The organism is Exilibacterium tricleocarpae (genome assembly GCF_007004655.1).
Lineage (GTDB): Bacteria > Pseudomonadota > Gammaproteobacteria > Pseudomonadales > Cellvibrionaceae > Exilibacterium > Exilibacterium tricleocarpae.
Genome location: NZ_ML660117.1, coordinates 22,380 through 35,956, shown reverse-complemented (window position 1 = coordinate 35,956; position 13,577 = coordinate 22,380). Strand labels below are relative to the sequence as shown.

Annotated in this window: 9 protein-coding genes and 1 pseudogene; 7 read left to right on the top strand and 3 right to left on the bottom strand. The window is 50.1% G+C overall.

The features are described 5' to 3' along the window. Positions 1-86: 86 nt before the first annotated feature. The 3 genes from FKG94_RS27350 (at position 87) to FKG94_RS27340 (ending at position 1,675) form a co-directional block, all read left to right on the top strand. On the top strand, positions 87-251 hold the full coding sequence (locus FKG94_RS27350; RefSeq protein WP_142930136.1) for a DUF1328 domain-containing protein: 165 nt from the start codon (positions 87-89) through the stop codon (positions 249-251). A 66-nt stretch (positions 252-317) separates the two neighbouring features. Beyond that, the gene (locus tag FKG94_RS27345) at positions 318-1,052 is read left to right on the top strand and encodes a class D sortase (protein ID WP_142930135.1); all 735 of its coding nucleotides are present in this window, start codon (positions 318-320) and stop codon (positions 1,050-1,052) included. 62 nt (positions 1,053-1,114) lie between these two features. Next, positions 1,115-1,675 (top strand): hypothetical protein, encoded by a 561-nt coding sequence (locus FKG94_RS27340; protein ID WP_142930134.1) that lies wholly within the window; start codon positions 1,115-1,117, stop codon positions 1,673-1,675. A gap of 252 nt (positions 1,676-1,927) precedes the next feature. Here the strand turns inward: FKG94_RS27340 and FKG94_RS27335 are convergent, their stop codons facing one another. Next, entirely contained in the window at positions 1,928-2,605 is a 678-nt protein-coding gene (locus FKG94_RS27335) for a BON domain-containing protein (RefSeq protein WP_142930133.1), read from the bottom strand. 535 nt (positions 2,606-3,140) lie between these two features. On the opposite strand from FKG94_RS27335, the gene FKG94_RS27330 reads away from it, so the two are divergent. Next, on the top strand, positions 3,141-3,728 hold the full coding sequence (locus FKG94_RS27330; protein ID WP_142930132.1) for a nitroreductase family protein: 588 nt from the start codon (positions 3,141-3,143) through the stop codon (positions 3,726-3,728). A 230-nt stretch (positions 3,729-3,958) separates the two neighbouring features. Here FKG94_RS27330 and FKG94_RS29300 read toward each other — a convergent pair. Continuing rightward, a pseudogene (locus tag FKG94_RS29300) lies at positions 3,959-4,066 on the bottom strand (hypothetical protein); the annotation flags it as partial. Between the two features lie 309 nt (positions 4,067-4,375). Between FKG94_RS29300 and FKG94_RS27320 the strand changes: the two are divergent. The 3 genes from FKG94_RS27320 to FKG94_RS27310 all read left to right on the top strand — a co-directional run bounded on the left by FKG94_RS27320 (position 4,376) and on the right by FKG94_RS27310 (position 8,792). Beyond that, positions 4,376-4,969, top strand: coding sequence for a biliverdin-producing heme oxygenase (locus tag FKG94_RS27320; protein WP_142930131.1), 594 nt, complete (start codon positions 4,376-4,378; stop codon positions 4,967-4,969). A 102-nt stretch (positions 4,970-5,071) separates the two neighbouring features. After that, a complete protein-coding gene (locus tag FKG94_RS27315; protein WP_142930130.1) occupies positions 5,072-7,414 on the top strand; it encodes an ATP-binding protein in 2,343 nt (780 codons plus the stop codon). Between the two features lie 442 nt (positions 7,415-7,856). Further along, on the top strand, positions 7,857-8,792 hold the full coding sequence (locus FKG94_RS27310) for a protein-tyrosine phosphatase family protein (protein WP_142930129.1): 936 nt from the start codon (positions 7,857-7,859) through the stop codon (positions 8,790-8,792). 168 nt (positions 8,793-8,960) lie between these two features. Here the strand turns inward: FKG94_RS27310 and FKG94_RS27305 are convergent, their stop codons facing one another. Continuing rightward, positions 8,961-13,010: an ATP-binding protein gene (locus FKG94_RS27305; protein ID WP_179957837.1), complete on the bottom strand. Its 4,050-nt coding sequence runs from the start codon at positions 13,008-13,010 to the stop codon at positions 8,961-8,963. Between the last annotated feature and the right edge of the window lie 567 nt (positions 13,011-13,577).

The following is a 13,577-nucleotide window of genomic DNA, read 5'->3' as shown; positions in this document are numbered from 1 at the left end:
TCCTAAGAATTAACTTTGGTACAGACCTTGCGTTAACCCGGGTGTGCAATCTCTAAATACTTCTAACCCTCTTGGAGGATATCGCTATGTTACATTGGGCTCTGATCTTTTTAATCGTTGGTTTGGTTGCTGCTGTTCTAGGTTTTTCAGGAATCGCCGGTGCGGCAACGAATATTGCCTGGATCTTGTTTGTTGTGGGAGTTGTTTTGGCTATTGTTTTCGCTCTTGTAGGTCGAAAGCCGAAAATTTAGCTTGAAAGTCGGTGCAGATATATCGTGTAACATCGGCAAGAAATGTGATCGACAAGGGTGAGCATATTGCCTAACATCAAACCTGACTCACGGCCACCACGTGCATTAGCCGTCGTCGAATGCTGTTGCTGGTTTCTGTCTGTTGTGCTGATTGCGCCCTACGGTTTAGCGGTAGTAGGCCAGTTTTTTTTCACATCGACTGCCGCTAGTGAACAGGATTATGGTGCCAGTGAGGTGGCTGCCGCTGCACAGACCTTGGACGTTGGCACTGTATGGTCTGTGCCGGCGGCGAAAAACCGGCAGGAAAGTCAAGCGGGTGGGCAACAAGACCAGTCACTCTGGTCAGTCAGTAGAAAGCTCGCTTATCAAAAATTGGTCGACAGCGGGATGGCTCCGGTCAGGTCTGGAATTTTGCATGTTCCCTCTCAAACCAAAGTCATTCCGGTTTTTGCCGGCGTCAACGAAGTCTCTATGACGCTTGGAGCGGGGCATCTGTTGGATTCCAGTCCGTTGCTCGGTAACGGCAATATCGCCGTTACTTCCCATAGAGACGGTCCTTTCCGGTTTTTAAAGGATTTGGTGGTTGGCGACCGGTTCTTATTGCAGGTGGGGAATACGATTCGGACTTTTAGTGTAAACCGACTTGCAATTGTAAAACCGGAAGACGTATCGGTTCTCAATCCTACCCAGGCGACTACGCTGACTCTTATCACCTGCTATCCCTTTTACTTCGTTGGTAAAGCTCCGGAGCGATACATCGTGCAAGCACGGCTGCTGCCTGTGACTGAGACTGGTGGTTAGGTGGCACAGTGCTATTAACTGTAAAAAGATTTTTCCTTTTAAAAATTTTTAGGAGAATTATTATGAGACACTCGGTTATAAGTATATTTACGTTTTTTTTGACTATTTGTTTACCATTACTAGGGTTGGCGCTGGAAAACGATCAACTGCGAGGCGAGATTATTGGCATGGACCAAAGCCGTCAACAACTTCAGGTTCGTGTACTGGAGGCTGGTGACCAGATGGCGTCCCGTGTCGATACTATTGAAACTTTTCGCCTCAGTCGAGACACGGAAATTGAGTACGAGCTGGACTCCTACGTATACGGCCCATATTTTTATGGTGAGCCGGATTTCGGCGATCTAAATATCGGTGACACGGTAATCTTGGATTTCGATATTGCAGCAAGGGAAAAGCCCGCTCGTAAAATCCGCAACCAAAAAACCCGAAATCAGGGGCTGGCGGATCGCGTCAGACAGAGCAATCGTAATCCTACTCCGGCGGAGAACAGGGTGGTAATGGCTGGCGCTGGCAGAGACCGCCTGCCGGATTCGGCCTCTTTGCTTCCGGCAGCGGCTTGTGTTGGTGGGCTGTTTGTGCTGCTCGGCTTAGGCTTGAGAAGCAGGCGTCGAAGCGCTGCTTAAGTGCTGCAGTTGCCATTGGTTTAGCCCGGGAGGCTACCGGGTTAAACTGTGAGTTTCAAACCATAGTCGGCGCAGATATATTGTTACTTTCATAAGGGGGCTCAGATATGCTGACGCTGGTATTGAAGTGTATGGTGAAGAAGTCGCCGGCTTTGACATTGGCTAAGTGTGCTTTCAGTCAAAACCGGCAATTTCTTATAAGACAGATGAGAGCGAGCTGGTTGAAGCCGGCTCGCTTATCTATAGACTCTGCTATTTCTGAGCAACCTTTAGATTGTTGACAACATCCTCAACTTCCTTATTGCGCACTGCGATTGCTTCTGCCAATGCTTTCTCTGCTGTTGTTTCAACGCGACCGGATAAGATCACTTTGTTCCTGTAAGTATCTACATTCACATCGAGACCACTGACGTTGGAGGATGCCAACAGCTCACCCTTTATTTCTGCTGTTGTTGAAATATCTTCCATATACTGAGAGAAACTGCGCCTTGATTGATCTGGGCGCTTGACTTTCTTTTCTGTACTCTTTTCCACTTTGAGTCGGTTGTCCACCGAGTCTATACCCTCGATACCAAGGGCAATATTCGTTGCCAGTTCTTTATGGGTGTCTGACTCGACACTTCCCGACAGTCTTGCCTCATTGTTGTCAACCGATATATCGATATCAAAGGCATCTAAGTGACGATTGACAATAAGGGCTGTTTCCAGCTTACCTTCGATCCAGCCATCCCGAAAAGCACTTTTGGTGTCTTCCCAATTTTGCTCGCTATCCTGTTTGAACTCCTGCCAATACTCCTTGGCGTTGCGTTTTTCTCCGTCCTGGATTGCGTGTTTCCCCTTCTCCCCGCTGATAGCGACGCTCGAGGCGGTCAGACAGGCAAGGAGAGCTGTTGCCGTTTTAACATGACTGGAAAGTCTCTTCTTAGTCATAAGTATTTCTCACTCCAAATTTTTGCTATGTTGGTTTCCAGCACACCCTCGGTTACCGGTGTACCCTGACAGAGTATTTGTAGCTATTTTTATGCCACTATGGCCGATTTCGACCGAATCTTATTCTTTAATGGAGAAGCTGAAGGGGAGTGAAGAAAAATTGAGTTCTTCAACTGGAACGCTGATAGGTCCGGCGTGTTGTAGAGCAGTTAATCCGATACCTGGCACGATAAATGACACCTGGCACGATAAGTGAAGGGGATCATACGATTGGTGCTAAGCGGTTTCTTAATCGGAGTTTTTTCATCATTCTCCCTGCTTTGCAAGACCCATATAGTTTTCGGACAGGCGGAAGGTAGAATCTCGCTTGCGTTTTTTATGTGTTGTCTGTAAGAAATACAAGCGGAAAGCCATATGGCAAAGGCCACGACCTCGAGATACCAGGTGGGTACCAGGTCTATGGTTACGCCTGTAAGAGTAAATTCAACGCAACCTGTGTAGCCTAGAGTTTTTCAGTTCTATTACGGAGTGGAATATGCACTACCCTGATGAAATAGCGCCGGATTTTAGCGATCGTAAAGTTGCCAGAGAGCTGCATCCATTACTGGCCAGGCGTTGGTCTCCAAGGTCGTTTAAGCAGTACACTATCAGTGAAGAAGATGTAGACACACTGCTGGAGGCCGCCCGGGTGGCGCCGTCTTGCTATAATGAGCAGCCCTGGCGTTTTTATCTTTCCAACCCTCAAAACTTTTCCGATTGCTTGAGTTTATTGGTGCCGGCCAACAGGCGCTGGGCTAAAAGCGCCTCTCTGATCGGCTTTATCGCTTCGAAAATCGCCTTTAGCCGTAACAATGAGCGCAATGATTACGCTGCCTTTGATTGTGGGGCTGCGTGGATGAGTTTAACAGTGCAGGCGCGATCCATGGGGTTATATACCCACGGTATGGGTGGTATTGATCATCAACAGGTTGCGAAGTACTTTGGTATTGACGATGCGTATCAGGTGATCTGCGGTTTTGTGATAGGCGTAGCTGATAGCCCGGAAGCCTTGCCCGATGAACTGAGGGAAAAAGATAAGCCCAGTCCGCGTAAGTCGCTAAGCGAAATAATCAGCAGTCGGTAATATGTATACCTAGTGGTCTGATCAGTAAATCTTTTCACTCCAAAACAGGTCTTGGTATCCTTGGTCGGCCCGGATTGAGACCTAAGTGCCACCAAAGTGAAATTCTTTTCTGGTCGAAGCACTAGTTTGTTTGAGTGAAGCGCCCCATCGGCTTGTCTTGGATCAATTTTATCCCGGTCGGGACCGATATGGCGGCGCAGTTGGGTCATAAACGCTTGGCAGAAGCGTTTGATTTCCGCGTCGCTCTTGTCGTGGGGGGCAAAACCAGAGTCATCTTTGGTACCCCCCAGAGGGCGGCCCGTCAGCGCATTGGTCTTATTTGTATCCGCCCCAGCCACCGCAACTTTTATACCAGAAAAGTTTTACTTATCGTTCAGGTTTTTATCAAAGATAGAGGCTATATGCCTCGACCTAGGCTATATAGCAAAAGCCGCTGGCCGATTTTGCGACTGATAAGCAAGCCGATGGAATCTGACCGGTTATGCTGCCTGGTGAAAGGCAGTGAAAGAGCGACCACGAGCGGGTCTTTCGACAGTTTGTAATTTTTACAATCGGCAACACCTACCGTTTTCAGTGGCTTGATTCTAGAAACTTTATACCCTACCATCTCACCACTATACATCCAGGTTTTAGTTACAACTAATGAGATGATTGCCAAGGTTATAAAAGAACACACTCACCTTGCCCACACCCAGGTAGAGCGCAGGATAGGCAGGCTGTTATTTGATCCCACACTGTGTGCCGGCAGATATTGCCATATCCTGCAGAGGTTCTATCACATACACAGTCAGTTGCAAGAACAATTTGAGCTGTATCCACTGACCCGACAGCTTATGAAAGACCGAAGCAAGCTGTCGTGGTTGCAGCAGGATTTGGTGGCGCTCAACTGTGACAGCGAGCCGGTATCGCTGGCTGGTGAAAGCTGTCCCGGTATACAGTTGCAAGGTCAAGCGGCGGCACTGGGCGCTATGTATGTGGCGGAGGGATCAACGCTTGGGGGGAAGGTGATTGCGCAGCGACTGAAAGCGCTGCCCTGGCTCAATGTCGCTGCGGGGTGTCCACATTTTTTCCAAAGCTACGGCGGCGCCCGCGGAGAAAAGTGGCGCGAGTTCCTCGAGGTCCTCAATGGTTATGCCCGCGACAACCCGCAGCAACAGCGAGCCGTCCTGTCCGGAGCAGAAACCACATTTAGGTTTTTTAAGGCGATGTTTGTTCGCCTAAAGTGCTCTTGCCCTGCCTAGCAGGCCTGGTTGTCCCGATAGCCGCGCCACCTGCTGTGGCCATTGATACAAGGCCGGGTATGTTATTCTGCTCGTTTTACTCTTAACCGATCGGATCATAAAATGCCTACCGACAGTGATTCAATTCAAGCTCAAGCAGGTGTCACCCTGGACAATTGTGCCGAGGAGCCCATCCATATACCGGGTTTGATTCAACCTCACGGTTATTTGTTAGCTTTAACACCTGAGCAATTAACGGTCAGGCATGCCAGCAGGAATGCTGCGGTGTTGTTTGGTATGGAATTTGATCAGTTACTTGGGAAAAGTCTTGCAGAGCTATTTGATGACGAACTCTTCAAAACGCTTAGCCACCATGCCACTAATCATACCTTGCATAAAATCAATCCAACCCAGGTAGTTCTGGGGGAAGGTGAGCACAAGAAGTATTTTGATGTCATAGTCAGTGATAGCCAACAGTATATTATTATGGACATGGAAGCCTCTGACCCCCATATCGGAGTCTTCTTTGAGGCTCAATATCATCGAACTCAAAACTTTCTTAACACAGTGATTAACCTGCAGTCGATCAATGAGATATTCGATTATGTCGCTGAGGAAGTGCGTGAAATCACCGGCTTTGACAGGGTCATGGTTTATCAGTTTGATAAAGATTATAACGGTGAGGTGATTGCCGAGGCGAAAAAAGCCGAACTCAACTCCTTTCTCAAGCAACACTTCCCAGAGTCGGATATTCCGGCTCAAGCCCGCGCACTTTATTTGAAGAACAGGCTGCGTCTGTTGGTTGATACTGATGCCGAGCCTGTGCCTTTACACCCGAATGACGAAGATGTCGATCTCGGCAGCAGTACGCTGCGCAGCGTCTCACCGATACACCGGCAATACTTGCGTAACATGGGTGTGTGCGCGTCGATGTCGATCAGCATCACCGTCGGTAATCGTCTCTGGGGCCTGATCGCGTGTCATCATTACGGGCCTCACCTGGTACCTTTTCGAGTGCGTGAAAACGCCGCTTACTTGGGGCTTACGCTTTCTCATCTGGTGGCTGTAAGGTCGCGGGAACAGCGAAGCCTATTGGAGGCCAGGGCACAGACGATGCTGGCGTCCGTCACCGAATGCCTGTCACAAGAACAACACTTCCTGGAGGGATTGAGAAAAGCAGCGGATAAAACTATCGCGCTTTTCAATGCCTCGGGAATGGCCTGGCGATTGAATGGTGAGATTGATACGTTTGGCGATACACCGGCGCAAAGCGATATCGAAAAGGTTTTCACTTGGTTTCATTCTCGAATAGAGATTAGCGATACCATTTTTCACTCCGACCAACTGAGTGCTGAGGACCCGGTATTCGATACACTGAGTGAGTACGCCAGCGGGGTGTTGATACTACCTATATCAGTGAAAGAACAGCATTATATCATCTGGTTCAGGCGCGAGCTGATACAAACGAAAAACTGGGGTGGAAAACCGGAGAAAGTCATCGAGTTTGTGGATGACGGCAGCCACCGTTTAATGCCTCGAAGCTCTTTTAAATTATGGCAAGAACAAGTTCGCAACAAGTCTTTACCCTGGTCAGATGTCGAGACTATCAGTGCTTTGAAGCTTCGAAACATTGTTATTAACTATGTCTTGCTGCATAGTGAAAAGCTCAAAGAAATCAACCAAACTCTGGAGCAAAAAGTTAGAGAGAGAACCACAGAGCTCGAAGAGCAGATGGCCGTCAGAAAAAAAGCACAAAGAGCGTTGAAAAGGGCCCTCTCGGAAGCAGAAGCCTCTAACCAGCAATTGGAACAGTTTGCTTACGTTGCTTCCCATGATCTGCAGGAGCCTTTGAGGAAAATTCAGTCTTTTGGCAGCCGCATACAGACCTTGGTGGAATCTTATGATGATCCGACCTTAAAAAACTATCTCGACAGGATGATCGCCGCCGCCAACAGAATGCAATTGCTTATCAAGGACTTGTTAAGTTTTTCCCGCATCAACCGGGCGACGAAAAGCCTCGAAACCTTCGAGCTGGCTTCTTTAGTCAATGAGGTCGTTTCTGATCTCAATGTTCTTGTGCAGGAGAAGAGGGCGGAAATATCTGTACGCGACTTATCTGCTATCAGGGCGGACCGGTCACAGGTTTACCGGTTACTGCAGAATCTAATACAGAACTCCTTGAAATTTTCTCGCGAGGGCGTAACACCAAAAGTCGAAATTTCCATTGCTGAAGAGACCGGACGATACCGGATTTATAAAATCGTCGATAACGGCATTGGCTTTGAGCAACAGTACAGCGATCAGATTTTTGAATTGTTTCAACGATTGCATGGCCGTAGGGAGTATGAGGGAACCGGGCTGGGGCTGGCAATCTGCAAGAAAATTATGGCCCGACACGGCGGCGCCATTTGGGCCGAGAGTCTGCCCGGTGAGGGAACAACAGTTTTTCTCAAATTTAAGTTATAGAGCTGATGCGCGCATCTGAACAGTGTCCGGCATTCGGAGTTTGCCGCCTATTTGGATCTGGTAAATCCAAAAAATATATTAAAATCAATAAGTTAAAAAGGTTTCTATAATAGATTGTCCAATGGCGCTGTGCGTGATCGCCGATTCTACAACGCTGTGAAAATGGCCATTTCTAACCGGAGAATGGCACTGGAATATCGGTCAACATGATCTGCAACCTTTTTATATGAAAATCGTATAGTCAAATAACGTCCGATTTGGCTCAACCGGAGCTTCGGTGGTCTGTCTGCTCTGCAACTGTATATGACCTTGGTGGCGTAACAGAAGCTCACGCCCAACTGGCGTGAAACACGAATGCAGAACCAGTAATCACGACGACGCCTCAAACAAACAGGTTTTGATCGCCCGGATAGTAATAAACCAAAACTTCAGGAGTATCTCGGTGGCTGGCAATTTGTACGGTTTAAAAAAGTATATCCGGTCTGCAGGTAAACTCGCGTGTTGTGGAAACTTCCAATACGTTCTCGATGGTAAACTCGCAAGGGGCAGTCAGCCCAATTATATGTCGGGAGACAAAGAACATTCCGTCACCGAGATTGATGTACAGCAGTTTAAGCAGCAAAGAATTGGCTGCATTATCAGCGCGAATCACTGCAGAATGGACGATAATGGGAAGCGTCGACTGGGAAAGGCCGGTATCGGCTTCTTTCATTTCAAAGTAGTGGATTTCGCAGCGCCGGCACCGGCGCAGCTACAAAAAGCAGCCAACGTTATTGAACTTTTCAGCAGGCGAGGGGCAACGCTGGTTTATTGTGGTTTCGGCCAGGGAAGGACAGGTAGCTTTATCGCCGCATGGGCGATGCTGAGGTATATGAAGTCACTTGCCGGCGATATCGATGAAATGTGCAGGGAGTCCTTCCTGAAAAGTAATTTCGGTGTGGAAAATCTCAAGCAGACGAACGCAGTCAGGGAGGCGGCCGGCCTTCCTGCTCTTACGGGCACCGGTCCTACACCTGGCTCTTTACCGCCGCCAGGCTCCAGCGCTTCCTGGACACCGCCGGCAATGGCAGGTTCAGGCGCTTCCTGGACACCGCCGGCAATGGCAGGTTCAGGCGCTTCCTGGACGCCGCCGGCAATGGCAGGTTCAGGCGCTTCCTGGACGCCGCCGGCAATGGCGGGTTCGGGCGCTTCCTGGACGCCGCCGCCACTGCCGGATTTATCATCAGGCGACTCCTGGACACCGCCCGCAGCGATGTTTTCTACGGGGAGTGCTCCGCCGCTCCCCCCTTCGCCCGCGCCGCTGCCCAAGGTACCTGCCTCGGGCCGGGGGCCCAGTGGCCTTGGTTTTCCCGACGACGATAATTTTGGCATGCTGTAGTTCGCCGGCCTCAGCAGTGGCGGACCTGCCCACAGTGTTCTCAATCAAGACCAGTAGGACTGGCGCAGGCATCAATAAACCGGCGCAACCCTCTTAAGTAGGTGCCATTAAAGGGCCTGTTTTCAAAACAGGCCCGTCGTTGTTGATCGACCAATTGCCGTCGACCGTTCAAGAGGGTTTTGGGCGTTGGCGGCAATCTCTGGCAACCGTTGTGGAATGCCTCTTGCGGTAAGCTGTCGGTGTAGTCCGCGTTATTCTTTTAAAGGACGTGCTGAAGTGGCGATGGTTCTTAAAACCCACCGCTTCGGCAATATCGGCGATGCTGAGTGGAGCGGTTAACAGCAGATGCTTAGCCTTATTAATACGGTACTCATTTAGAAATTCTTTTGGACCTTTGCCGATCAGAGCTTTCAGTTTATCCAGTAAATGGCCTGGACTGATATGTAGACAACGCGCCAGCTTTTCAACAGTGGTGTTGATATCCGTATAGTTGTCTTCTATTGCCGTTTCCCATTTCTCGATAAAGACCCTGTCCCTGGGGGTGAGGCCAGCCATGGGACGGCTGCCGGTGGATACAGGCTGTTGCTCCAATAACTGCTCTTTCAGTGATTCCTGCCGTCGCCTTTGCAACGACCACATAGCGTGAAGGCGTGCTCTCAGCTCGTTACCGTCGAAGGGTTTGGTGATATAGTCGTCGGCCAGTTTGTTCAGACCGGTTAACCGGCTCTCTTTGTCGCCTTTAGCCGTTAGCATAAGCACCGGGATATGCGCAGTGAGGAGATTTTCGCGCAATTGATCCAACACATCAAATCCGGACAAACCCGGCATCATAACATCGCAGATAACAAGGTCGGGCGGGTGTTGGTTAGCCATGGTGATACCGGTTGCGCCGCTTTCGGCGCATTCGCAACTAAAGTCTTGCTGTAAAAGCTCTGCCAAATAGCACAGCATATCCGGTGTATCATCGATAATCAGCAACCGCCGTTTGGCGCCGCTGGCGGGAGAGGGTTTATTGGGAGACCGTGTGGTGTCATTCCGGTGGGTAAATACCCGACCCAGGTAATCGATCTGCTGTTGGATTTCCGGTGCCAGTGTTGTCGGTGTCGATAGCGGCGGCGGTGCGGGTATTTCGGTCACCGGTAGATGGACCTGAAATTCGCTGCCAACCCCCGGTTCACTCTCCACATGAAGCTGCCAGCAATGCAGATCGACCAGTTGTTTTACCAGGGCCAGCCCCAGACCCACGCCTTCGACACTCTGACCAGACCCGCGAGGCAGACGGGCAAAGCGCTCAAAGATGGAGCCCAATTGATCATGGGGTATCCCGACGCCGGTATCTTTCACGCTGATGGTTGCCGTCTTGCCCTGGCGGCTGAGGGTAGCTGTTATGCTATTGCCGCCGGGTGTGTATTTGAAGGCATTGGCGAGTAAGTTGACGATCATCTCTTCGAGCGCCTGATCGCATGCCAGCGTGTGGATATTGGTTTGGATATGGTAATCAAAATCCAGCCTTTGTGAGTCGGCGATACTCTGAAAGGATTGGCACAGTTGATCAGTAATATCGCTCACCGACTGCCTTTGCAGTCGCGGTTTTTGTACATCATCAAACTGCTGCAGGCGAGATAGCATCAGTAACTGCTCCACCAGCGCGGTTAGCCGATCGGTGTTGCGTTCGGCGATTCGCAGCGCATTCTTTTCCGCCGCTGTGTTCAGGTTTTCGATCGCACGGCTAATCGGGCCGCGGATCAGGGTCAGCGGGGTACGCAGTTCGTGAGAAATATTGGCAAATAATTCATTCTTTGTTGCCAACAAATGTTCAATGGTCTGTTTTTGCCGGCTGATTTTTTTATTGCGGCGCTGTAACTGGTCTTTCCGGCGTGTCACTTCCTCGGTGCGTTGATACACCTGCTTTTCCAACTCAGCGGCACGTAGTCGCAGAGTGCGGGTGCGCAGTTTGTAAAAACTAAAGACTATACTCAGCAACAGCAGAATATAAGATACGGAAGCCCAGCGAGTTTGCCACCAGGGTGGTAAAACAGTGATTTTAAGTTCGGTGATCTCGGGGCTCCAGTCCTGCTCCGACCAGCCGGCCTTGACTCTGAAGGTGTAGTTTCCGGGCTTTTGCAGGGTAAAGGTTGCCACACGGTTTTGTGCGTTGGTTGAAATCCACGCCTGGTTTTGGGTGACCCCCAGCATTTGGTAGGCGTATAAATGATTGGTGTTTGAGTAATTTAGCGCGGAGAATTCAAAGCTCAACATATTTTGGCGGTAATCGAGAGTTAACTGATCGGTGGTTTCGATCGCCTGCGGCAGGGCTTTCGAGCCGGGCGCTACAGGTCGGTTAAACAGGCGCAAGCCGGTAATGCGGGTGGTAAGCGGGTCAATGGTTTTGGCCAGTATATCCGGGGCAAAATAGAGCAGGCCTTCCGGGGTGCAGAAGTACAGATACCGACTGTCGGCCGCCGGGCGTCTACAGGTATTAATGCCAATGGTAAAGAGATCGCTGTCAAGTTGGATTTGATTGAACTCCCGGTCGCCGATGCGGAAAGCCGCCAGGCCTTTTTCGCCGCCGGCCCAAAGCCGATTGCCCCTGATGGCGATATCATAGACTTTATTGTTAGACAGCCCGTGACGGCTTGTATAATGAGCGACGATTCGGCGGTCTTTCAGTTTGAACAGGCCCTGACTGGACCCTACCCAGAGAACATGATTGTCGTCTGCCGCGGCGGTAAAAATAACGGCGTCGTCAAGAGGGGTAGTGTGTGTCTCGAGGTTGTACTGGGCCAATACCCCTGTCTCTGTCAAGTAGTATAGTCCCTTTGCGGTGCCGACAATAACCGTCCCCTTGTAGAGGTGGATATTGGTGGTATCGCTATCGCGCCTTTGTTGTGGCGACGGACCGGTTTGATAGAGCGCTGCCTGTTGTGAGTGAGTATTCCATTTTATTAAACCGTAGCGTGAGGACAGCAGGAATTCCTGTGGATTGAGCGCCATTGCGTAACTCAGGTTCTTAGTCGACTTTTCTCTCAGCGGCTCTACCGCCGAGGTAAGGTTGGTGATTTGTCCGGTCTCTCTGTCCAGCATGAAAAACCCGGTCGAACTGGTCATCCAGACTTTGTTGTCCGTCCCTACCGCATCAAAAACCGGTTTGATGCCGGTGTGGTTTTCGTGGCTTGCGCTTTGGGTATGGTAGATGCTGAGGCCGCCCGCTGTGCTGATTAAGAACTGGTTGTTATTGCTGAGGTTAGCCCCCCAAACGACCCTATTCGGTAAGTGGTGTCGGATCATAAAAACCGGCAGCGATAAATCGATACTATTCACTGAGTAGTGACCGATCCAAAGGCGATTTTCTGCCGCATCAAAAAATAGCGTGGCAAGATTATTGGAACCCAGGCTGTTGTCGCTGTTTGGGTAAGCGTTAAACTGCTGCACGGTTCCATCCCCGGGGAAGTATCGATAGAGCCCGTGGCCTCTTGTCGTTATCCAGAAATGGTGATTTTTGTCGATAGTGATATCGGTGAGTTGCTTGTCCTGCAAAACGGTTGCCTGCTTAATCGATCGTTGGGTGCGAGGGTTAAATTTAATCAATCCCCCGCCCGTCAATAGCCACAAGTGGTCGTCGAGGGATACGATAGCGGTAATTTCGTTGGCTGAACCCAGCTTTTCCGTCGAGAACGTATAGTGTTTGAGTTGTCCGGTGTGCTCACGGTAATGCAGTAAACCGTTTTCGCGGGTACCGAGCCATAAACTATCGCCCGCTCCCTTGTAGACCTGCGTAATGTTATAGCCTTGCAACACATTGTTGATTGCACCGGACTGGAGGTCGATGGCATCGAGCCCGCGGACGGTTGTGACCAGGAGGCGCTTTTTATCCAGCAGAAGGGAATTGATGTGATTGTCGCCTATAGTCCCCTGACTTTTGCTGCTGTGGAAATAGTGGGTGATTTTTTCGGTTTTGAGGTCGAGTCGATTCAAGCCGTTATGTGTCGCTATCCAAAGCCTCTGGAAAGGGTCCTCGACAATGTCCTCGACATAAAGGTTGGAAAGGCGTAATGCGGCTGCTGCATCATAAGTATAGTCCCGAAAGTCATAGCCATCGAACCGTGCCAGTCCGCTGGCTGACCCCAGCCAGATAAAGCCTTTGGTGTCTTTGAAAATTTTGCGGACGTTAATGGAGGGCGGCTGCAGCGAATCAAACAGGTAGTGGTCTGCGGGCACACCGGCTGCTGTATTCGCCCACAACGTCTTACTGGTGGTAATGACACAAGCGGTTATCCAATAACACACCTTTAGTATTCGGTTTGCTGTTGGTGTTGCCATACTCAGGGAACCGGGTTTCTCGGTCTCCGGGCTGACCGGGAGCTGATAGCGAATACAAGGTTATACCTGCTTGATATCCTATATGCCATGCCGATATTTCGGAGAACCCAGGTATTTATGAACTTTTTCCCTGGAAATGTGGTAACGGCCTGAGTTCGAGGTCTCTACACTGATCGAGGGAAGCTGTTTGGCGCGGACCTTTGCACGATGCGGTGTATTGTTTAGAGCTGTTGAACGCATAGGAGACCCAGGCTATTTGTAATGGGTGGCAGCCAATCCTGTGCAAAACTGGCAGGGTTTTTGTATTCACAGCCATTACGGCCTATAGGCTCCAATCGGAAGGTATATAGGAAAAACAGATGCAACGGGTTGTACGGCAGGCGGGAAGATAAAGATACGGCACAGGGAAGCACGCCGCTACAGTCTCGCCTAAGGCCGACTCTCAGCCCGGTTCGCCACTTGCGA

Bases quoted from the DNA above. Each gene is read 5' to 3' on its own strand.
- FKG94_RS27350 (WP_142930136.1), top strand. From the start codon at position 87: ATGTTACATTGGGCTCTGATCTTTTTAATCGTTGGTTTGGTTGCTGCT.
- FKG94_RS27340 (WP_142930134.1), top strand. From the start codon at position 1,115: ATGAGACACTCGGTTATAAGTATATTTACGTTTTTTTTGACTATTTGT.
- FKG94_RS27335 (WP_142930133.1), bottom strand. From the start codon at position 2,605: ATGACTAAGAAGAGACTTTCCAGTCATGTTAAAACGGCAACAGCTCTC.
- FKG94_RS27330 (WP_142930132.1), top strand. From the start codon at position 3,141: ATGCACTACCCTGATGAAATAGCGCCGGATTTTAGCGATCGTAAAGTT.
- FKG94_RS27320 (WP_142930131.1), top strand. From the start codon at position 4,376: ATGATTGCCAAGGTTATAAAAGAACACACTCACCTTGCCCACACCCAG.
- FKG94_RS27315 (WP_142930130.1), top strand. From the start codon at position 5,072: ATGCCTACCGACAGTGATTCAATTCAAGCTCAAGCAGGTGTCACCCTG.